Annotated in this window: 20 protein-coding genes; 17 read left to right on the top strand and 3 right to left on the bottom strand. The window is 38.2% G+C overall.

Going from position 1 to position 21,294, the window contains the following annotated elements:
• Positions 1-29 precede the first annotated feature (29 nt).
• From AC1DFT_RS01170 to AC1DFT_RS01125, 10 genes are all read left to right on the top strand, one after another.
• A complete protein-coding gene (locus AC1DFT_RS01170) occupies positions 30-1,190 on the top strand; it encodes an NAD(P)/FAD-dependent oxidoreductase (RefSeq protein WP_477916835.1) in 1,161 nt (386 codons plus the stop codon).
• A gap of 47 nt (positions 1,191-1,237) precedes the next feature.
• Positions 1,238-2,719, top strand: a complete 1,482-nt coding sequence (locus AC1DFT_RS01165; RefSeq protein WP_477916833.1) for a sodium/proline symporter — start codon at positions 1,238-1,240, stop codon at positions 2,717-2,719.
• 71 nt (positions 2,720-2,790) lie between these two features.
• Positions 2,791-3,477, top strand: a complete 687-nt coding sequence (locus AC1DFT_RS01160; RefSeq protein ID WP_477916831.1) for a CoA transferase subunit A — start codon at positions 2,791-2,793, stop codon at positions 3,475-3,477.
• Entirely contained in the window at positions 3,464-4,096 is a 633-nt protein-coding gene (locus AC1DFT_RS01155) for a 3-oxoacid CoA-transferase subunit B (protein WP_477916830.1), read from the top strand. Before AC1DFT_RS01160 ends, AC1DFT_RS01155 begins: the two co-directional genes overlap by 14 nt.
• A 30-nt stretch (positions 4,097-4,126) precedes the next feature.
• On the top strand, positions 4,127-4,972 hold the full coding sequence (locus AC1DFT_RS01150) for a 3-hydroxyacyl-CoA dehydrogenase (RefSeq protein ID WP_477916829.1): 846 nt from the start codon (positions 4,127-4,129) through the stop codon (positions 4,970-4,972).
• Positions 4,973-4,983: 11 nt separating this feature from the next.
• Positions 4,984-5,763, top strand: a complete 780-nt coding sequence (locus AC1DFT_RS01145) for an enoyl-CoA hydratase/isomerase family protein (protein WP_477916827.1) — start codon at positions 4,984-4,986, stop codon at positions 5,761-5,763.
• 14 nt (positions 5,764-5,777) lie between these two features.
• Positions 5,778-6,938, top strand: a complete 1,161-nt coding sequence (locus AC1DFT_RS01140; protein ID WP_477916825.1) for an acyl-CoA dehydrogenase family protein — start codon at positions 5,778-5,780, stop codon at positions 6,936-6,938.
• Positions 6,939-6,942: 4 nt separating this feature from the next.
• A complete protein-coding gene (locus AC1DFT_RS01135; protein ID WP_477916823.1) occupies positions 6,943-8,130 on the top strand; it encodes a thiolase family protein in 1,188 nt (395 codons plus the stop codon).
• A 49-nt stretch (positions 8,131-8,179) separates the two neighbouring features.
• Positions 8,180-9,181 (top strand): hydroxyacid dehydrogenase, encoded by a 1,002-nt coding sequence (locus AC1DFT_RS01130; protein ID WP_477916822.1) that lies wholly within the window; start codon positions 8,180-8,182, stop codon positions 9,179-9,181.
• 26 nt (positions 9,182-9,207) lie between these two features.
• The gene (locus AC1DFT_RS01125) at positions 9,208-10,281 is read left to right on the top strand and encodes a tartrate dehydrogenase (protein WP_477916820.1); all 1,074 of its coding nucleotides are present in this window, start codon (positions 9,208-9,210) and stop codon (positions 10,279-10,281) included.
• Positions 10,282-10,357: 76 nt separating this feature from the next.
• Here AC1DFT_RS01125 and AC1DFT_RS01120 read toward each other — a convergent pair whose 3' ends face one another.
• Positions 10,358-11,377 (bottom strand): NADH:flavin oxidoreductase/NADH oxidase, encoded by a 1,020-nt coding sequence (locus AC1DFT_RS01120; protein WP_477916818.1) that lies wholly within the window; start codon positions 11,375-11,377, stop codon positions 10,358-10,360.
• 178 nt (positions 11,378-11,555) lie between these two features.
• On the opposite strand from AC1DFT_RS01120, the gene AC1DFT_RS01115 reads away from it, so the two are divergent.
• Together AC1DFT_RS01115 and argH are read left to right on the top strand one after the other, a co-directional pair.
• Positions 11,556-12,764, top strand: coding sequence for an argininosuccinate synthase (locus tag AC1DFT_RS01115; RefSeq protein WP_477916816.1), 1,209 nt, complete (start codon positions 11,556-11,558; stop codon positions 12,762-12,764).
• Positions 12,761-14,134, top strand: coding sequence for an argininosuccinate lyase (argH, locus tag AC1DFT_RS01110; RefSeq protein ID WP_477916814.1), 1,374 nt, complete (start codon positions 12,761-12,763; stop codon positions 14,132-14,134). The genes AC1DFT_RS01115 and argH overlap by 4 nt, the downstream gene beginning before the upstream one ends.
• 158 nt (positions 14,135-14,292) lie before the next feature.
• Here the strand turns inward: argH and AC1DFT_RS01105 are convergent, their stop codons facing one another.
• Positions 14,293-15,018, bottom strand: coding sequence for a sulfite exporter TauE/SafE family protein (locus AC1DFT_RS01105; RefSeq protein ID WP_477916813.1), 726 nt, complete (start codon positions 15,016-15,018; stop codon positions 14,293-14,295).
• A gap of 143 nt (positions 15,019-15,161) precedes the next feature.
• The gene (locus tag AC1DFT_RS01100; RefSeq protein ID WP_477916812.1) at positions 15,162-15,935 is read right to left on the bottom strand and encodes an HAD-IIB family hydrolase; all 774 of its coding nucleotides are present in this window, start codon (positions 15,933-15,935) and stop codon (positions 15,162-15,164) included.
• 83 nt (positions 15,936-16,018) lie between these two features.
• Here AC1DFT_RS01100 and AC1DFT_RS01095 point away from each other — a divergent pair, with 83 nt between their 5' ends.
• From AC1DFT_RS01095 to AC1DFT_RS01075, 5 genes are all read left to right on the top strand, one after another.
• Complete coding sequence (locus AC1DFT_RS01095; protein ID WP_477916811.1) at positions 16,019-16,705, top strand: Crp/Fnr family transcriptional regulator; 687 nt, start codon at positions 16,019-16,021, stop codon at positions 16,703-16,705.
• Positions 16,706-17,405: 700 nt separating this feature from the next.
• The gene (locus AC1DFT_RS01090) at positions 17,406-17,945 is read left to right on the top strand and encodes a GNAT family N-acetyltransferase (protein ID WP_477916809.1); all 540 of its coding nucleotides are present in this window, start codon (positions 17,406-17,408) and stop codon (positions 17,943-17,945) included.
• A gap of 144 nt (positions 17,946-18,089) precedes the next feature.
• Complete coding sequence (locus AC1DFT_RS01085; protein ID WP_477916807.1) at positions 18,090-18,407, top strand: DUF3870 domain-containing protein; 318 nt, start codon at positions 18,090-18,092, stop codon at positions 18,405-18,407.
• Positions 18,408-18,684: 277 nt separating this feature from the next.
• Positions 18,685-19,845, top strand: a complete 1,161-nt coding sequence (locus AC1DFT_RS01080) for a CaiB/BaiF CoA transferase family protein (RefSeq protein WP_477916805.1) — start codon at positions 18,685-18,687, stop codon at positions 19,843-19,845.
• A 15-nt stretch (positions 19,846-19,860) separates the two neighbouring features.
• Positions 19,861-21,066, top strand: a complete 1,206-nt coding sequence (locus AC1DFT_RS01075; RefSeq protein WP_477916804.1) for an acyl-CoA dehydrogenase family protein — start codon at positions 19,861-19,863, stop codon at positions 21,064-21,066.
• Positions 21,067-21,294 lie beyond the last annotated feature (228 nt).

Below are 21,294 nucleotides of genomic sequence, written 5' to 3'. Positions count from 1 at the left end.
GATTATTAATGATGGGGGAGAAAAGTAAGATGAAAAAAGCAGATATTATTATCGTTGGCGGAGGAGTAATGGGTTCTAGTACAGCATATTACTTGCGCAAGAACGGTTTTGAAGGGGACATAATAGTTTTTGAAAAAGACCCAACATATAAATATTCATCTACTGCTAGAAGCGCAGGTGGTTTTCGTCAATTATATTCTACGTCTATTAATATTCAATTAAGTCGATTTAGTTTAGATGTCTATAAAAATTTTGCAGATGAAATGGCTCTTGACGGGGAAAAAGCGGAAATCGATTTCAAACAACCAGGCTATTTGTTTTTAGCAAATGAAAAAATGTTACCTAATTTCACTAAGCAGCTTTCGTTGCAAAATAGGCTTGGTGTTCCATCTGAAATACTTTCTACAGGTGATTTATTGAAAATAATTCCCGAGTTAGAAATTAGTGATCTTGCCGGAGGATTATTCTGCAAAGAGGATGGTTATCTAGATCCGTATTCAGTCATGCAAGCTTATCGTAAAAATGCCCGGTCATTAGGAGTAGAGTATATTACGGCCGAGGTTTCATCGTTGAAAGCAGAGGCAGGAAGAATGACTGGGGTTCAATTAGCGGATGGAACGATTTACTCTGCATCAATTGTTATTAACTGTGCCGGAGCTTGGGGTGCCGAGTTAGGGGAAGCAATTGGATTAGCATTGCCGGTTGTTCCTTTGAAGCGTCAAATATATATTTTTGATTCGACTAAAAAGTTAGAAAAAATGTTACCGCTTACAATAGATCCAACAGGTGTCTATTTCCGTCACGAAGGAGATAAGATAGCAGCGGGATATTCGGACGATGTAAAACCTGGATACGATTTTAATTGGAAACGTTCGTCATTCGATTACTTGTGGCCAATTTTAGCGCACCGAATTCCGAATTTCGAAAGACTCAAATTGGAATCTGGATGGGCTGGATTGTATGACTATAATACAGTGGATCAAAATGCCATAATCGGTGAACATCCATTAATGAAAGGTTATTTTGTTGCACTTGGATTCAGCGGGCACGGAATGCAGCAAGCTCCTGGGGTAGGGCTTGGACTTTCTGAGCTCATTTGTAAAGGGAAATACGAAACGCTAGATCTTACACCACTTCGTATTGAGCGTTTTGCAGATAATGATTTAGTTTTAGAAAATGCAATTGTGTAACTAATGGATGTGCGTACTGTAATGAACCAAAAAAGGGGGAAGGTTAATTGCAAACAATCATAATGGTAGAGTTCATATTGTATTTAGTGATTATGCTTGTCGTTGGATACATGGTAAGTCGACGTACGAAAAATCATGCGGATTTTCTTTTGGGAGGAAAGCAATTACCAGGCTGGGCGTTGGCATTTTCTGAGCGTGCCACGGGGGAGTCTGCTTGGCTTCTACTAGGATACACGGGCTTTGTCTTTGCTACAGGCTTATCAGGAGTTTGGGTAGCCATAGGGATTGCAACTGGAATTGTCTTTGCTTGGTTATTTTTAGCTAAACGATTTATGAAAGAAGCAGAGGAAACCGGTGCGTTAACGTTACCTGGATATTTGGCATACCGTTTCGGTAAGCATGGGAAAATTATTCTTTGGCTATCCTCCATCCTTATTTTTAGTTTTATGATGTTTTATTTTGGGGCTCAGATTGCTGGTGCTGGTAAAACATTATTTACTGTCTTCCATATTCCTCCGGTTATTGGAGCCATTCTAAGTGTTGTAGTCGTCATTACACTTGCATTTGTTGGTGGGTTTGTAACGGTAGTTTGGACGGATATGATTCAAGCGCTCATGATGCTTGTTACTTTAGTTGTATTACCAATTATAGCGCTTTATCATATTTCGGCTGCCGATTTGTCTATTAGTCAGGCATTAGTAGCGGCTGGACCATCCATGGACTCATGGACTGGTGGTGCAATTGGTTTCTCTTTAGGGCTGTTACTTTTTAATAATTTTGCTTGGTTTTTCGGTTTTCTTGGTGGACAACCGCAACTAAGCGCTCGTTTTATGGCTTTAAGAAGTAAGAAGGAAGCGAAAGAGGGAAGCTTCGTTGCAATTACTTGGACGATATTGGCATACGGTGGAGCATTCATGATAGGGCTTACTGCACTTACTTTGTACCAAGGCCAAGTCTTCGATGATGTTGAAATGATTTTGCCTTTTATGATTCTGGACTTAATGCCACCTTGGATTGCAGGTATTTTACTCGCCGGGATACTCGCTGCAATTATTTCTACAGCGGACTCACAGTTACTCGTTATTACAAGTTCAGTCAGTGAAGATATTATCCGACATGCATTGAACTGGAATCTAACTGAAAAAAGGCTTGTTCTTATCTCACGTCTTACAATCATTGTGGCAGGTATAGTTGGTTTGATTATTGCTTTGACATCCAAGTCTTTAGTTTTCCTCGTTGTCAGTTGGGCGTGGGCTGGAGTGGGTTGCACTCTGTCGCCTGCGATTATCTTAACATTTTTCTGGAAACGATATTCGGGTATTGGCGTTATCGCAACAATCATCACTGGATTTGTTAGTACTGTTATCTGGATCTCCACTCCTTTAGATGCGATTGCTACATCTCGTTTTACAACATTCTTTATTGCAGCTGCATTCGGCATAATATTCAGCTTACTTTTCCCAGATAAAAAGAAGCAGGAGCAACAAAATGATAAGTCATCAACTTCTTTAGAAGTCAATACACTATAATTAATGACTTCATTAATAAAGAAGTTTTTAGATTCTATTGGAATAGCAGTTTGAAGGGAAGGAGAATTCAGTTGGTAAAACTATTAAAAGATAAGGAGTTTTTACAGTTTATAAAGGATGGAGATAAGTTATTGGTTGGTGGTTTCGGTATGTCCGGGACCCCACTAACACTAATTGATGGATTAGCGGCATCTTCCAAGAAAGGGTTAACTGTTGTAAGCAATAACTTGGGTGAAGTAGGCAAAGGGTTAGGAAAGCTTTTGAACAAAAACATTTTAAAGAAAGCAATTGGTTCCTACTTTACGACTAATCGAGATGCGGTTAAAGCGTGGTCTGAAGGGAAACTGGAAATAGAGCTTATTCCACAAGGTACTTTGGCGGAAGCGGTGAGATGTGGAGGCGCGGGAATAGGAGGATTTTATACGAAAACAGCCGTCGGTACTAAATTGGCAGAAGGCAAAGAAGAAAAAGTAATCGACGGGGAACGATATCTTTTACAAAAGGCGATTAAAGGGGACGTTTCTCTGATCAAGGCACATAAAGCGGATCAACTGGGCAATTTAATATATGACCATACGGGAAGGAATTTTAATCCGGTTATGGCTACTGCTAGTAAGATCGTTATTGCGGAAGTAGATGAAATTGTGGAAAACGGAACACTATTGCCAACGGAGATTGTAACGCCGCATATTTACGTGGATTATATTGTGATGAGTAAATATGTTAAAAAAGGTGGGGTTTTCGTTGAATCAGTCTGATCGTGTGAAAATTGCAAAACGCATCGTTCAGGAGCTAAAAGAAGGACAATTTGTAAATTTGGGTGTTGGCATTCCAACACTCATCCCAGATTATTTGGGAGACAAACATCTTATATTACAGTCGGAAAATGGTTTGCTTGGCATGGGACCGACTCCACCTTCTGAGCAAGTAAATATGGATTTAATAAGTGCGAGTAAGGCTCCTATTACGATGGAAATTGGCGCTTCCTTATTTGATAGTGCAAGTTCTTTTGCCATGATACGAGGAGGTCATATCGATGTCGCAGTTCTAGGTGCTTTACAAGTGGACCAAACAGGAGAAATTGCCAATTGGGCAGTTCCTGGACAAACAATTTTAGGGGTTGGTGGTGCAATGGATTTAGTTGCCGGTGCAAAGCAAATTATTGTTGCGACTTCCCATTCCTCTAAAACGGGTGAAGCAAAACTTGTAAAAGCACTCACTTTCCCGACAAGTGGTATTAGAAAAGCGGATCTTGTAGTAACGGAACATGCGGTATTTAAGTTTGAAGAAAATCAAATGAAACTCGTTGAAATATTGTCCGATTTATCATTAGCTCAACTACAGGAAATAACGGAAGCGGAATTTATCTATGAATAAAGAGTAATGTTTAATGGAGGAGAGTAGCCTGTGAAGCAAATAACAGTTGTTGGTTCTGGTGTGATGGGGAAAGGAATCGCCTATACGAGTGCAATATCCGGATTTAAAGTGTATTTGAATGATCTGGATGATGCGATATTGGCAAAGTCGAAAAAGGATATTGATGAATTACTAGATTCAAGTTTTCGTGGAGGTTTTCTAAAGGAAGAAAAATATGAACAGGCAAAAGAGAATTTAATCTATGAGGCCAATTTAGAAATGGCGGCAAGGGACGCGGATTTGGTTATAGAGGCAGTGCTTGAAAGAATAGACTTAAAAATAGAAGTGTTCCAGAAGCTTGATCGGATTTGTAAGCCGGAAGCGATATTAGCGACAAATACTTCTACGATGAGCCCTACTGAAATCGGTGCCCAAACACTTCGGCCAGACAAAGTTATCGCCATGCATTTTTTCAATCCAGTCCATAAGATGAAGTTGATAGAAGTGGTACGAGGGCTTGATACGTCCGATGAAACGGTTGAATTTGTGAAAGGTATTTCCGAATCCATGAAAAAAGAAGCAGTGGAAGTGAATGAGTTTCCTGGTTTCGTCACTTCTAGGATGAACTGTTTAATTGGCAACGAGGCGATGAATATGCTGATGGAAGGCGTCGCATCTGTAGAAGATATCGACAAGGCGATGAAATTAGGTCTTAACCATCCGATGGGCCCGCTAGAACTGGCGGATTTAGTAGGTTTAGATACGAGATTACGTAATATGGAATATTTATATGCGACTTTAGGGGAGAAATACCGTCCTTGTCCACTAATCGTTAAATATGTTAAAGCGGGGCGACTCGGTAAAAAAAGCGGGCAAGGCTTTTACGATTATAGGTAAGGGGTGTCTAGATGGAGAATTTTAGCAATCTTCTAATAGAAAAAGAAAAAGGGATTATGTGGCTCACGCTTAACCGTCCGGAAACGAGAAATGCATTAGATGCAAAAACACTATTGGAAATCGAAGCAGCTTTTGCTGATGCCGAATCGGACAATGAAATACGAGTAATTGTTGTACAAGGTGCCGGCGGGAAATCATTTGCTGCAGGAGCGGATATTCAGCAGCTTCATGATCGACAAGCGCTGGAAGCACTTATTCCTGGTATGCAAGGATTATACTCTAAAATTGAAAGTTGTTCGAAAGTGACTATTGCAGCTGTAACAGGGTATGCCCTTGGCGGTGGGTGCGAATTGGCGTTAGCTTGTGATATTCGTGTAGCTACTAAAAAAGCAAAGTTTGGATTACCGGAACTAAATCTAGGGATTATCCCCGGAGCTGGTGGCACGCAAAGGCTCTCCAGAATTATTGGTAAAGGCAGAGCGCTTGATATGATTTTAACTGGAAAAATAATAGAAGGTGAACAGGCAGAGCAAATCGGTCTAGTATCCTATTTAGCGGATGAAGAAGAACTTATTGAAACAGTAAAAAAAGTCGCGGCTGACGTTATGAAAAAAGGACCGATTGCAATAAAACTTGTCAAACTAGCTGTCCATAAAGGTTATGATGCTGATTTGGAGACAGCTATGTGGATTGAGAAATTATCGCAAGCAGTTGTTTTTAATACAGAAGATAAAAAAGAAGGCACACTTGCATTCCTAGAAAAAAGAAACGCTAATTTTACCAATCGATAAGGGGAGATTTTGAGATGGATTTCACATTCACGGAGGACATAAACTTTTTAAGAGAAAATGTTAGAAAGTTCGTACGAGAAGAAGTAGAACCAGTCGCAAAGATAATCGAAGAAGAAGATAACATTCCGAAAAAAATTGTAGATATGTCTAAAGAAATGGGTCTATTTAGTCTTGGAATCCCAGAAGAATATGGTGGACTTGGACTAGATATGGTTGGAAAATGTGCCATTTATGAAGAACTCGGAAAAACCCATAATGGTTTTACGACGCTCATTGGTGCCCACACGGGGATAGGAACGGTTGGAATCGTAGAACTTGGGACAGAAGCGCAAAAAAATAAATTTTTGCCGAAGATGGCTTCTGGTGAATGGGTCGGTGCTTTTGCATTAACGGAGCCAAGTGCTGGATCCAATGCAGCTAATTTAAAAACGACTGCTGTTAAAAAAGGGGATAAATATGTCATTAACGGTTCTAAGCATTACATAACAAATGCCGTAGATGGACATATCTTTACCGTGATGGCTGTGACGGACAGTTCAAAAGGCGCAAAAGGAATCACTTCCTTTATTGTGGAAAAAGATACGCCAGGGTTTATATTAGGGACTGTTGAACAGAAAATGGGATTAAGAGGCTCTCATTCTGCGGAACTATTTTTCGATAATATGGAAGTCCCTGAGGAAAACGTTTTAGGGGTAGAAGGTTCGGGTTATATTAATGCACTCAAAATACTTGCCAATGGTCGCGCGGGTTTAGCTGCAAGAAACTTGGGATCCTGTGTCAGATTGCTAGAACATTCACTTGAATATGCACATGAACGAGAACAATTTGGTCAAAAGATTGTAGACATTCAAGCAGTTCAACATATGCTTGCTGAAATCAGTATGCAAATTGAAGTTCTTCGTTCCATGACATATCGGGTTGCATGGATGACAGATCAGAAAATGCGCGTTGTAAAAGAAGCGGCAATTGCCAAGCTTTTTGCATCTGAAGTATATAACAAAGTGGCAGATATTGCATTACAAATCCATGGTGGTATTGGATATATAAAAGATTATCCAATTGAAAGATATTACCGTGATGCTCGCATTACAAAAATTTATGAAGGTACTTCTGAGATTCAAAGAAACATCATTGCAGGCGAACTAAAACGTGATTATGCAAATAAGGGGATGTGAAGAAATGCGGGATACTTATATTGTAGAATCGGTAAGAACTGCTATTGGCAAAATGGGTGGTTCGTTAAAAGAAGTACCAGTGGATCATTTGGCAGAAAAAGTTATTAGGGAACTGTTGGAAAGAACAAATAAAGATATTAAAATAGATGAAGTTATTTTAGGTCAGGCAAAACAAAGTGCAGATACGTCGAACTTAGCAAGACTAGCGCTACTTAGAGCAGAATTACCAGTTACAGTCCCAGGTTATACCGTACATCGACAATGTGGCTCCGGCTTGCAAGCGATCAATAATGCAGACCAACAAATCCGTTTAGGATTATCCGATGTGGTCATTGCTGGAGGTGCTGAAAGTATGAGTACGGCACCATATTATATTCGAAACGGGAGATATGGTATCGGAGCGGGGAATGGATTACTACTTGACCCGAATACTGAAAGTCAACCGCGTTCACAGCCTGCTGAAAAGTATGGGGAATTGACAATGGGTTACACCGCCGAAAATCTAGCAGAAGAATATAATATTACACGTGAAGAACAAGATAAATTTGCCATGAGAAGTCAACTTCTTGCGGAAACTGCCATTAATGAAGGTCGATTTAAAGATGAAATCGTTCCTTTTGAAATTAAAGGAAGGAAAAATAGCGTGATATTTGAAGTGGACGAACATCCAAGAAAGTCTACCGATGAGCAAATGGCAAAGCTTCGGCCTGTCTTTAAGAACGGTGGGTCGGTCACAGCAGCGAATTCAAGCGGAAGAAATGATTGTGCATCCGTCGTTCTAATGATGTCCGAAGATAAAATGAATGAATATGGATTGAAACCAAAAGCAAAAATCATTGCGCAAGCAGTCAGTGCTGTATCCCCTGATATCATGGGAATCGGACCAGTCACTTCGACACAGAAAGCATTGGAACAATGTGGTCTAACTATGGATGATATTGACCTGATTGAGTTAAACGAAGCATTTGCTGCACAAGCGTTGTCCGTTATTCAAGCTTCGGGTATGGATATCGATAAAGTAAACGTCAATGGCGGTGCAATTGCTCTTGGTCATCCTATTGGTGCTACAGGGGCAATACTAATGACGAAGTTACTCCATGAAATGGCTCGTAGAAAATCGAAATATGGTCTTGTTACGCTTTGTATTGGTGGAGGTCAAGGTATCACGACGATCGTAGAAAACTTACAATAATAGATTGGTATTACACGAAATTAAAATGTATCTGAAAAGGAGGGATTGAATGTCCTTACATATCGTTCAAATACTACCAATGTATCATCCTATCGGTGAAGAAAAGCTCAAAGAATTTGCTGATGTAAAAGTATTTCAAACGTTTAATGAGCAGGACATTATTTCTTATTTGCAGCAGCATGTCGTAGACGGAATTATTTTGAGAGCGCCTGCAAAAATCACTCCTGCCATTTTAGATCAATGTGAACATGTAAAAGCTATTTCAGGAGCAGGTATTGGACTGGATAATATAGACGTGGACTATGCTACCAAAAAAGGGATTAAAGTTTTGCATGCTCCGAAAATGAATAGTGACGCGACTGCGGAACATGCTGTAGCTTTACTTCTTGCTGTCATGAAAGATATTAGTACGTTTCATTTGGAAATGAAAAAAGGAAACTTCTCCTTTAGGGATGGGAGATATACTGCAGAATTAAATGGGAAAACGCTTGGACTTGTAGGATTCGGTTCTATAGCCCAAAAAGTAGCAAAAATATTAAAAAGTGGCTTTGAGATGAATGTTCTCGCATATGTTCGAACGATATCGGAAGATAGACAAATACTTGCAAAATCACTAGGGGTCGAACTGACAACCTCTATAGAAGAAGTGTTCAAGCGTAGTGATGCAATCAGCCTGCATATCCCATTAACAGTTCAAACGAAAGAGCTGGTTGATAAGAATTTGCTAGGCCTTATGAAGCCATCCGCAGTTCTTATTAATACGGCACGCGGCGGTATTATCCACGAGCAGGACTTAGTTAATGCATTAAAAAACAAAAACTTGTTGCGGGCAGGAGTAGACGTATTTGCGGTTGAACCGCCGGCAGAAAACCACCCTTTTTTTGAAGTAGATGAAATTATTATGACGCCACATATAGGGGGCATCAGTCTTGAAGCTGCTAAAAAGACATCTGTCGTAATTGCAGAGAACTTACGAAAAGCAATAGAAGGGGAAGAGTTGTCAGTTATTGCGAATTTAGATGCGCTTCATAAGTTAAAAAAGGCTAATTAAATTGCGAATATTAGAAGGAGAAAATGATGAAAACATTTAAGATTGCCCTTATACCGGGAGATGGAATCGGTCCAGAAGTAGTCGCAGAAGGTGTAAAAGTATTAAAAGCAATTGAACGGTTAGACGCAAATATGTCTTTTTCTTTCACAGAGTTTCCATGGGGATGCGAGTACTACCTAGAAAATGGGAAGATGATGGCAGATGACGGTATTGAACAACTGAAGGAATTCGATGCAATTTATTTAGGAGCTGTAGGTTATCCGGGGGTGCCTGATCATATCTCCTTGTGGGATTTACTCCTCCGAATCAGAAAAGAGTTTGATCAGTATGTGAATATCCGACCGATAACGTTGTTGAATCCAAGGCTTACACCACTAAAAGATAAAACAGCAAAAGAAATAGACTTTCTTGTGATTCGTGAAAACAGTGAAGGTGAATATGCGGGAGTAGGAGACTGGTTGTTCAAAGGTAAACCAGAAGAAGTCGTTTTGCAAACAGGCGTTTTTTCTCGGAAAGGAACAGAGCGAATTATTCGCTATGCCTATGAAGAAGCAAGAAAATCCAATCGAACGTTGACGAGTGTTAGTAAGGCGAATGCACTAAATTATTCCATGGTGTTCTGGGATGAAGTTTTTGAGGAGGTTGGTAAGGAGTATCCTGATGTCCAAACATACTCCTACCTTGTCGATGCAGCAAGTTTATACTTTGTAGCGGAGCCCGAACGTTTTGAGGTCGTTGTTACTTCTAACTTGTTTGGCGATATTTTGACCGATATTGGTGCCGCAATTACTGGGGGAATGGGACTAGCAACAGGTGCGAATATCAATCCAGAACGAAAATATCCTTCCATGTTTGAACCGGTCCATGGATCTGCCCCAACTATTTCGGGAAAAGGTATTGCGAATCCAATTGCTGCGATCTGGTCGATCAGTCAAATGATGGATTATTTTGGGGAAGAAAAATGGGGGAAAGCTATTTTATCCACGATAAAAGAAATCTTATTAGATAAAGAAAGTCTTACGCCTGATTTAGGTGGGGAAACTTCTACTTCCGGGCTAGGAAATCGATTTGTTGAACTACTTTCCTCTAAATCTGTGTAAAGTTTGTCATCACGAAAATAGTCCACCTTAGTTCTGAGGTGGACTAAATCATTATGCATATTAGTGTATATTACTACTAAAAACCTCTTTTATACTGCTCGGGTGGAGTAACATTACCTGTAATCGTTTCTTCCGCATGAAGTGCCCAATACGGATCCTTCAACATTCCACGACCAACTGCAACAAGCTCTGCATCTCCATTTGCGATTGTTTGCTCTGCCAAATCCGCATCTTCCAAAATTCCAACTGCAATGACAGGCACATCTAAGGCCTCTTTAAAAGAATGAGCGAATGAAACCTGATACCCAGGCGTGTTCGCAGGTTTTATCTTCCCAGCAGGGCCTTCACCGCCACTCGAAACATGGAATACATCGACTCCAGCTTCTTTATACTTTTTAGCAATTTCTAATGAATGATCTAAATCATAGCCTTCATCCATATATTCAATCGCTGAAATACGGAATATAAGTGGCATTTCTTCCGGCATCACACTACGCACTGCCTCAATAATCTCTACTCCAAATTTCGATAAGTCTTTTCCATACTCATCTGTTCTATTGTTAATAGAAGGTGAATGAAATTGATGGATTAAATAGCCATGTGCACCGTGAAGTTCGATTGTATCAAATCCAGCAGCAATTGCTCGTTTTGTTGCTTCTTTATATTTGACTACCATTTCTTTTACTTCTTCGGTGGAAAGTGCTCTTGGGATTTTCCAATCTGCCGCTACAGGGATATTAGAAGAGCTAACAGGTGGGTTAGCATCTGTTGCCTTTCTTCCCGCATGTGCAATTTGTATGCCTATTTTAGCCCCGTGATTATGTACTTCTTTTACGATTCTCTCATAAGCAGGAATTTGTTCGTCTGACCATAATCCTAAATCGAAATCGGTTATTCTACCATCTGGTTCCACATCGGTCATTTCAACGATAACAAGCCCAGTACCACCAACTGCTCTAGAAACATAGTGAACAAAATGCCAATCCGTCGGGGTACCATCTTTAGCTTCTACGGAATATTGACACATAGGGGGCATCACGACACGATTTTTTAATGTTAGCCCTTTTAGTGTAATCGGTGAAAATAAATGACTCATACAACACACTCCTTTTTACCATTATCTTTGTTTCACTTCTTGTAATCAATTAATCTGTCTGTCAAATGAAAATATCTCTCATAATCATAAATTATTAGTTGTATTTATACATATACCATGTTACATTATGTATATTAATACTAAATTAACGTATAAACATACATCGGAGGAATTTAAAATGAATAAAAAAGTCGTGTTAGCATATTCAGGTGGACTAGATACATCGGTTGCAATTACATGGTTAAAAGAACAAGGATATGACGTAGTAGCTGTGTGTCTAGACGTTGGTGAAGGAAAAGATTTAGAATTTGTTAAAAATAAAGCGCTACAAGTTGGTGCGGTAGAAAGTTATATGATTGATGCAAGAGAAGAGTTTGCGAATGAATATGCATTAATTTCTTTACAAGCACATACTTGGTATGAAAATAAATATCCACTTGTTTCAGCATTATCTCGTCCCTTAATTTCGAAAAAATTAGTGGAAATTGCGGAACAAACTGGCGCAACTGCAGTAGCACACGGTTGTACGGGTAAAGGGAATGACCAAGTTCGTTTCGAAGTTTCGATCAATGCACTAAACCCTAATTTAGAAGTTATTGCACCGGTTCGTGAGTGGAGCTGGAGTCGCGAAGAAGAAATTGCTTATGCAAAAGAAAAGAATATACCAATTCCGATCAATTTAGATAGCCCATTCTCAATCGACCAAAATCTATGGGGCCGTGCAAACGAGTGTGGTATTTTAGAAGATCCTTGGGCAGCACCACCAGAAGACGCTTATGATTTAACTGTGTCTTTAGAAAATGCGCCAGATGTTCCAGATGTTATTGAAATCGAATTTAAAAATGGTGTTCCAGTTGCGCTTGATGGTGTGGAATATAAACTATATGAGTTAATCTTAAAATTAAATGATTTAGCAGGCAAACACGGAGTTGGGCGTATCGACCATGTAGAAAACCGTCTAGTTGGTATTAAATCACGTGAAGTATATGAAATCCCTGGTGCCCACACATTATTACTAGCGCATAAAGAGTTAGAAGATATTACTTTAGTAAAAGAATTAGCCCATTTCAAACCAGTAATGGAGAAAAAACTAACGGAACTTATTTATGAAGGGCTTTGGTTCTCTCCACTTAGAACAGCTCTAGAAGCATTCTTAAAAGAAACACAAGTATATGTAAATGGTACAGTTCGCGTGAAATTATTTAAAGGGCATGCGATTGTTGAAGGACGTAAATCACCAAACTCTTTATACAACGAAAAACTTGCGACTTACACAGCAGAGGACGAATTTAACCACGCTTCAGCAGTTGGATTTATCGAGCTCTGGGGTCTTCCAACAAAGGTTCACGCGATGGTGAACCAGAAATCGGAGAAGGTGAAAGCATGACTAAGCTTTGGGGAGGTAGATTTCAAAAATCTGCCGAACAATGGGTAGATGAATTTGGAGCTTCCATCGGTTTTGACCAAACATTAGTAATGGAAGATTTAGAAGGAAGCGTTGCGCACGTGAAAATGCTTGGGGCATGTAATATTTTGCCCCAAGAAGATGTACAACAAATTCTTGGTGGTTTAGAGCAATTAAAAAAACTTGCAGCAGATAATGCATTAGAATTTTTAGTTGCAAATGAAGACATTCATTTAAACTTAGAAAAAATGCTTATTGATTTGATTGGGCCGGTTGGCGGAAAACTACACACAGGTCGTAGTCGTAACGATCAAGTAGCGACGGACATGCACTTATTCTTAAAAAATAGAGTAGAAGAAATCATCGAGCTAATCGAGAATTTCCAACAAACACTAGTTGCTCAAGCAGAAACACATGTGGAAACACTTGCGCCAGGATATACGCATTTACAACGTGCGCAGCCAATTTCTTTTGCACATCATTTAATGGCCTATTTCTGGATGCTTGACCGAGATAAAGATCGTTTTAAGGATTCGATTAAACGTATCGACATTTCTCCACTTGGAGCAGGAGCACTTGCTGGGACTACTTTTCCGATTGATCGTAAACTATCGGCAGAGTTTTTAGGCTTTGCAAATGTATATGCCAACAGCATGGATGCGGTAAGTGACCGTGATTTTATCGTCGAGTTTTTAAGTAATGCTTCTATGCTTATGGCGCATTTATCACGATTTGCAGAAGAGATTATTTTATGGTCAAGTTCAGAGTTTAACTTCATTGAGTTAGATGATTCCTTCTCTACTGGCTCTAGTATTATGCCACAAAAGAAAAATCCGGATATGGCGGAATTAATCCGAGGAAAAACGGGTCGTGTTTATGGAAATCTAATGGGCTTACTTACAGTTATTAAAGGTTTGCCCCTTGCTTATAATAAAGACATGCAAGAAGACAAAGAAGGTATGTTCGATACGGTGCATACGATCGTAGGGTCATTGAAAATATTTGAAGGTATGGTTGGCACAATGACTGTTCATAAAGAACGTCTCCACGATACTGTCCACAAAGACTTCTCTAATGCGACTGAACTTGCGGATTACCTTGCAGCAAAAGGACTTCCATTCCGCGAAGCACATGAAGTAACCGGTAAGTTAGTATTTCTATGTATCCAACGAGGCTATTTCTTACTAGATCTTCCGCTAGAAGATTTACAAGAAGCAAGCAGCTTAATAGAGTCGGATATTTACGATGTATTATCACCTCTTGCTGCTGTTAGAAGAAGAAACTCTCTAGGTGGAACTGGATTTGACCAAGTTGCCATTCAAATAGAAGAAGCTAAAAAGCGTTTAGCATAATGAAACTGTAGACACTCTTAAAGAGCTGTCTACGGTTTTTATTTTTGTAAATTGCAATATTAAATGCAATGAGTTATTTAATATTGCGATAAATGTAGAAACAACAATTTATAGGTGAACTCTTAAGTGCTGACTTAAATCTGCATTATCCAGTTATATCAATGAGATAGGATACTATCTAATAATAAGAAAATCCCAGTACTCCCTGAAAGGATATATGTAAAAATTCCAAATGTTTTTTGATTAAGATGTTTAAATAATACTTGTCCCACTATCAATCCGATAAATACAGCAGGAATGGCATACAAACTGGAAGACCAAATATCCGTATCTGTTCCGGTTAATAACATCTGCGAAACAAGACTAACGAAATATATAAATAGATAAAATGCTAGTGTTGTGGCTCTTGTTCTTTCTTTTTCAGTATTTGTCCCGGCAAAATATATTAACAATGGTGGTCCAGGCATGCCAATACTTATTGTTAAAAGACCGGATAGTCCACCAATTATATAATCTCTTGCGGTAGTTGACTTAAATCTAATATTGAAAATTAGCATTAAGGTTAATATTAATAAAGTAATACTAATGATTACTTTAAAAGTACTGATATCAATAGATAAATAAACTAACCCACCGAATGGAATACCAATAATGCTTCCCAAAATTAACTTTTTCAATAAATGTTTATCAATATCCTTTTTGATTTTCATTATTAAAGCACTAGAGATTATTAACGAAAGGATAATATTGATTTGGATAGCTTCTTGAGGTTTAAATAGCATTAATAAAAAAGGCGTGGCTATAATCGAAAATCCAAAACCAGTACTTGTTTGTAAAATGGATGCTACGAGTATAATACAAATATATACAAAGAAATTTTCCAAAGTTAAACCTCCTGTTCTAAGACAAAATATATTTGGTTCTAGTAGATTTTATCAAGTAACCATATGTAAATACAGAAGAAAGCTGAGTGTAATACATAAGGAAGCTGCCAAATGACCTCAGAGCAGAAATAGTTGGAAAAACTTTATACTTCCATTATTTTCTTATGTGCATATAGCTCACTAAGATCAATTATCTTATTCGCGACAGCCTTCGCATTACTTTCCACAACTTTCGTCGCAACTGCTTTCAACTCTTCATGTTCACCGACACAAACCGCTTCTTTGGCAAATTGAAACATAGGGATATCATTTGCATCGTTACCAAAAGCGATGAAGTCCTGCTCTTTCACATTAAGTTTTTGCAAGCCTGTCCATTTATCAACGCCAATCGGACTAATGTCTAAAATATTTTCTTGACCATGAATATATGTTCGGAGTGGAAGTTGGTTTAATCGAGATAATATTTCACTCGCCCGTTCGTTTGGAAATAGTACAACCTTTATCATTTGTTCAATTTTATGTATGGAAATATTCTTCGCTAACTGGTTGGGATCCAGGTTTTGATAAATCGGATGTTCCGCACTTCCAGTATACGCATAATCCCAATCGCTATCGATTAAAAAGGATAATTGAAATTCCTTTATAATTTCTTCTATTTGTTTTTTTGTTTGATTATCAAACGATGTTAAATGCGTAACTTTTCCATCCTTTGCAACAAAGGCCCCATTTCCGCCAATCATGGAATACATATGCATTTCTTTTGGAAGAACGGGAAGTAAATCACGAATAGGTCTTGCAGAAGCAAAAATAACTTCGTGTCCCATATGGCGACAATATTGTAATGCCTCCTTTATTTCTTCACATAAAGGTTGTCCCCTAAAACAAATCGTCCCATCTAGATCAAAAACAAATTTCATCGCTCTCCATCCTTTCACTCTCTTAATAATAGAGATTTTTCGATATAATAAAAAGGACATATGTCCCAAAAGGAGCTTTTACGATGCAAATAATGCAAGATAATCTACTTTCAACCTATTATTTGAACCAGAAAGAATTGAAAAATATTTTTACTAATGAACAACATCCATTTCAGATCAGACGATATAGTCTTAACGAAGTAGTTCTAATAGAAGGGGAAGATATCGAGGGGTTATATATACAAGTTTCCGGTAGAACAAAAATCACTACGAGTGTTATTACGGGTAAAGCATTGTTGCTTAGATTTTGTTCAGCCCTTTCCATCATGGGAGATATTGAATTAGTCCAAAAAGTGCCAATACAAGCCCAAGTAACTGCAGTGGAAGAAACGGACTTTATTTTTATCGATAAAACGTACATACACAATAAATTAATGAAAGATATCGCTTTTTTACGACAACTCTTAGTACACACAACGTACAAACTACAAACATGTACAACTGCATCTCGCATTAATCTACTAGCTTCAGTAGAAACGAGGTTTGCGAGTTATTTGTGTACGGTTCGTAATGGTGTAAGCTTTGGAAAAGAGATTCATACGACAAATAGCGTGGAAATAGCTTCGTTAATAGGCACAACTATGCGGCATTTAAATCGAGTAATTGAAAAACTTATTAGTGAAAAGGTAATCAAGAAGAATAAGAAAGAAATTGTCGTTATCGAATGGGAGAAGATAGAGGATATTTCAGGTGGATTAAGGTATGAATGACCTGAAAGTGTCTTGTAACTACTTCATTTATGAATATATTTCAATCATTTGAAACCAAATAAACAGGAGGTTTGTCTAACAGTTAGCAAAAAATGGAGGAAAAGAGTTGGATTGGCAAGAAAATGTTATATGTTTTTGCAAACGTTCCTTAATACGACTGCTTATTCATTTGTTAAAGACCAAGCAAAAGCGGAAGATATTAGCCTGACAAACTCCTGAAGATAGTACCATTGCAGGTGAAAATAGTAATGAAATTGCGAAGGCTATAAAATATTGCCTAGGAAATATCTGAAAATTTCATACAATTAAAGTTTCGGAATTTGATGACTCTGCTATGTTCAAAGGTTATGTTGGAGTGAGTGTTCCTATAGAAAGAACAAAAGTAAAAAGGATGCCTACGTTCAAGAAAATAAAAGAATGACCTGTAAAACCAAGGTAGTCATATTGTGAACGGAGAAGGAGAAGGGTTACCGATGTATTTGCAAAATGTTGAGGAGATTGAATAATTATAGTCGAATAATTTTCTTGAAAAGCAAGAAGTAACATTGAGAAAATTATAAAATCTTGTTACTATTAAAATTACTAAAGTGAACGAGGGAACGATTACGGAAAAAGTCTTTCCTATGGAAGATAAAATAAATTGTTATCTAAAATCATGGGTTTTTCCGATGGTTTTTTATTTTAAAGAGGAGGAAGAAATGTGGAAAATAAAGGAAAATTTTTTATCAGATTATTAAAAGTTTCGGATGCAGAGGATTTACTACAACTAGAAATAGAAAATAGAGACTTTTTCCAATTATATTCACCTTTAAAAGAAGATGCTTTTTTTACGATGGAGAGACAAATAGAGAGAATTGAAAAAAGTATTTCTCGTGCGGAGCAAGATACTTTCTATTCTTTTGGTATTTTTCTTACTGAAAATGAACAGTTAATTGGAAATGTAACATTATCTGAAGTTGTACGGGGGGATTTACAAAGTTGTTGGATAGGATATTCTTTAAACAAAGGACAGAATGGAAAAGGATATATGACAGAAGCTGTAAGACAGGCTGTAGATTTCGGATTTAATGAGTTAAAGCTACATCGTATTGAAGCTGGAGTGATGCCTCATAATTTGGGATCTATTAAAGTGTTAGAAAAAGCTGGTTTTCATAAAGAAGGTATTGCCAAAGAAAATGTTCGAATTAATGGGAAATGGGAGGACCATCAAACATTAGCTATTATTAATAATGAAAAGTAGATTACTAAATTACTACTATTACTATCAAATGATTAAACAGAATATTCCCGCTAAGTACTATTAAATAATATTCGCTTACTGTATTCTTATAGCATAGAGATGCTTTTAATATGAACTATTTTAACAAAGGGGATATGAAAGATTATGAATACAGTTTTTATAGCAGGGCATGCAAGGCTTCCGGCGGGAATGGCCGCACAAAACTTATATGAAACACTGACAATTACAGCGGAAATCGATAAAAAATACGGAGTGATTGTTGCGGCGAGTTGTACTTTGGCTACGGAACATGGTCGTGCGTTTGTACAACAACTGTTAAGAGGGCATAGCTTACAAGATGGAATTGATCAGCCACTCGCGAGTATAAAAAATCATTATTTAGGCAAAGCGGGAAATGCGGTAATGTCCGCACTGAAAGATTTAAATAAGCATTATGAGTTATATACAGCTGACAAACAATAACTTATTAATTATTTAAAAATATCCGTTTATTCTGTTTACAAGCTTATATTTATGTACTAGAATAAGAATTAACGAGTCATGTTGAAACGTTCCAACGTTCATTCCCATGACCAAATTTGCCATACAAATAGAAAAGCCAATACTGCCTAATCTGTCAAAAATTCTTATCGGGATTTTTAACCGCAGATAATAAGCCAGTTCAATTTGATTTACAGCGAGTCTGTAGTCTTTTTGAATTGGCTTTTTGAATTAACTAGAGAAAGGTGGGATTGTTTAAATGACGGGAGCGCTTGCCAATATCAAAGTCTTAGATTTGTCGCGTGTTCTCGCTGGTCCATATTGCACGATGATTATGGGTGACTTAGGAGCAGAGGTCATCAAAGTGGAGTCGCCTGGAGGAAGTGATGAAACACGTAAATGGGGTCCGCCATTTATAGACGAAGTAAGTGCTTACTACTTGAGTGCTAATCGCAATAAAAAGGCGATTACTTTAGACTTGAAGTCAGAAGCTGGTGTAGAAATTATTAAAAAGCTAGTTCAAGAAAGTGATGTAATAATTAATAACTTCAAAACAGGCACCATGGATCGTTTCGGTTTAGGTTATGACGTGCTTTCGGAGCTTAATCCACGTATCGTGTATTGCTCGATTACAGGGTTTGGTGAAACAGGACCAGATCGACATATTCCAGGATATGACTTTATCATTCAGGCGATGAGTGGATTAATGAGTATCACTGGTACGAAAGAATCGGGACCACAAAAAACAGGTGTCGCAATTGTAGATGTTTTGACTGGGTTGTATGCATGCATTGGAATTCAAGCTGCTTTATTAGAGCGTGTACAATCGGGGAAAGGACAAAAGTTAGATATTTCCCTTTATGACTCTGCGGTAAGCGCACTGGTGAATATCGGAAGTAACTATTTAATGGCCGAACAAATTCCGAAAACGCTCGGAAATACCCATGCAAATATTGTTCCATATCAAGCATTTCAAACGTTAGATGGGGAAATGGTTATTGCAGTCGGAAACGATCATCAGTTTAAGGCGTTTTGTGATGTGCTTGGAAAACCTGACTACGCTAATAACATTCTTTTTCAAACGAATCCTAACCGCGTGAAAAACAGGGACCAATTAGTACCATTATTACAAGCCATTTTATTAACAAAAGAGACCGCCTATTGGCAAGAACAATGTAGAAATAATAATATTCCAAGTGGTCCAATTCAAAATTTAGAGGAAGTTGTCCATGATAAACAGCTACAAGCACGCAAAATGTTTATCACACAAGATCATCCAACAGTTGGACGCATAAAACTGATTGGAAGTCCGCTTAAGCTATCACGGACACCGGTTCAAATGAAATACCATCCTCCTAATCCGGGGGAGCATAATGAGGAAATTATGAATCGATTAGGTATGACACAAACAACCAACTAAAAGGAGAGATATAGGATGAACTTTTTATTTACGGAAGAACAAAATATGTTACGTAAAACGGTAAGAGGATTTGTCGACAAAGAAATTATGCCTAATATTGGCCAATGGGATCGTGCAGGAAAATCAGACCCTGCTATTTATAGGAAACTTGCAGAACTTGGATTCATGGGTGTTTGTATTCCAGAACAATATGGCGGAAGCGGAATGGACTACAATTCGCTCGCTATTGTATGTGAAGAGCTAGAACGCGGAGATACTGCTTTCCGTACAGCGGTTTCTGTACACATCGGGTTGAATAGTTTGACACTTTTGCAATGGGGAACAGAAGAACAAAAACAGAAGTACTTAGTGCCTCAAGCAAAAGGGGAGAAAATTGGTGCGTTTGGTTTAACTGAACCTGCAGCTGGGTCTGATGTGGCAGCACTTGAAACAACCGCAGTCAAAGATGGGGATCATTACATTTTAAACGGACAAAAAGCGTGGATTTCTCTATGTGATGTTGCAGACCACTTTTTAGTTTTTGCCTATACAGGGGATAAATCGGAAAAGCATAAAGGGATTTCTGCTTTTATCGTAGAACGTACATGGGAAGGGTTTTCATCTATTGCAACAAAAGGAAAACTTGGAATTCGTGCCGGCAATACAGGCGAGCTATTTTTCGAAAATGTGAAAGTGCCAAAAGAGAACCTACTCGGCAAAGAAGGAGAAGGGTTCAAAATTGCGATGGCGGCGCTTGATAATGGGCGCTTCACTGTGGCAGCGGGTGCAGTAGGCCAAATTATGGCATGTATGGAAGCTAGCGTGAGTTACTGCCATACACGCGAAACATTTGGAAAAGAAATTGGTAGACATCAATTAGTTCAACAAATGATCGCTAAAATGGAAGCTGGATATCAAATGAGCAGTTTGCTAGTGTATCGAGCTGGTGAACTGAAAAACGCCGGAAAACGAAATACCCGAGAAACATCACTTGCAAAATGGCAAGCATGTGATTTTGCCAACCAAGCAGCAGATGATGCAGTTCAAATTCACGGCGCAAATGGCTATTCGGATGAATATCCGGTTGAGCGCTATTTACGTAATTCGAAAGCACCAGTAATTTATGAAGGTACACGTGAAATCCATACAGTGATGCAAGCTGAATACGTATTAGGATACCGTGAAGACAAACAATTAAACAAAATGTTACCTGCATGGGAGCAAGAACTGATTAGATCATAACTATATCAAGAGAATACCTGATAAGGTCAACCTATGTAACGGCAAAAGCAATCTAGCAGTTGGGGGAACTTCCAGAAATGATTTAGCAATACGTGCAGTTAAAAAGTAATCGGCCAAATATGAACTGGCTGGTTACTTTTTGTATTTTTAGGAGGAAACAACTTTCTTTCTACAGGTTTCATAATATATTTTTTTAACTAGTTTTTTTGATATAATAGTCTTAATATT

The organism is Psychrobacillus sp. 05T411 (assembly GCF_056396485.1).
The sequence above is the reverse complement of the archived record's forward strand: the minus strand, read 5'-3'. Positions and strand labels throughout refer to the sequence as shown.

What these genes read in the sequence shown, in the direction of transcription:
- AC1DFT_RS01170 (WP_477916835.1), top strand. Translation starts at nt 30, where the DNA reads ATGAAAAAAGCAGATATTATTATCGTTGGCGGAGGAGTAATGGGTTCT.
- AC1DFT_RS01145 (WP_477916827.1), top strand. Translation starts at nt 4,984, where the DNA reads ATGGAGAATTTTAGCAATCTTCTAATAGAAAAAGAAAAAGGGATTATG.
- AC1DFT_RS01140 (WP_477916825.1), top strand. Translation starts at nt 5,778, where the DNA reads ATGGATTTCACATTCACGGAGGACATAAACTTTTTAAGAGAAAATGTT.
- AC1DFT_RS01135 (WP_477916823.1), top strand. Translation starts at nt 6,943, where the DNA reads ATGCGGGATACTTATATTGTAGAATCGGTAAGAACTGCTATTGGCAAA.
- AC1DFT_RS01130 (WP_477916822.1), top strand. Translation starts at nt 8,180, where the DNA reads ATGTCCTTACATATCGTTCAAATACTACCAATGTATCATCCTATCGGT.
- AC1DFT_RS01125 (WP_477916820.1), top strand. Translation starts at nt 9,208, where the DNA reads ATGAAAACATTTAAGATTGCCCTTATACCGGGAGATGGAATCGGTCCA.
- AC1DFT_RS01120 (WP_477916818.1), bottom strand. Translation starts at nt 11,377, where the DNA reads ATGAGTCATTTATTTTCACCGATTACACTAAAAGGGCTAACATTAAAA.
- AC1DFT_RS01115 (WP_477916816.1), top strand. Translation starts at nt 11,556, where the DNA reads ATGAATAAAAAAGTCGTGTTAGCATATTCAGGTGGACTAGATACATCG.
- argH (WP_477916814.1), top strand. Translation starts at nt 12,761, where the DNA reads ATGACTAAGCTTTGGGGAGGTAGATTTCAAAAATCTGCCGAACAATGG.
- AC1DFT_RS01100 (WP_477916812.1), bottom strand. Translation starts at nt 15,935, where the DNA reads ATGAAATTTGTTTTTGATCTAGATGGGACGATTTGTTTTAGGGGACAA.
- AC1DFT_RS01095 (WP_477916811.1), top strand. Translation starts at nt 16,019, where the DNA reads ATGCAAATAATGCAAGATAATCTACTTTCAACCTATTATTTGAACCAG.
- AC1DFT_RS01085 (WP_477916807.1), top strand. Translation starts at nt 18,090, where the DNA reads ATGAATACAGTTTTTATAGCAGGGCATGCAAGGCTTCCGGCGGGAATG.
- AC1DFT_RS01080 (WP_477916805.1), top strand. Translation starts at nt 18,685, where the DNA reads ATGACGGGAGCGCTTGCCAATATCAAAGTCTTAGATTTGTCGCGTGTT.
- AC1DFT_RS01075 (WP_477916804.1), top strand. Translation starts at nt 19,861, where the DNA reads ATGAACTTTTTATTTACGGAAGAACAAAATATGTTACGTAAAACGGTA.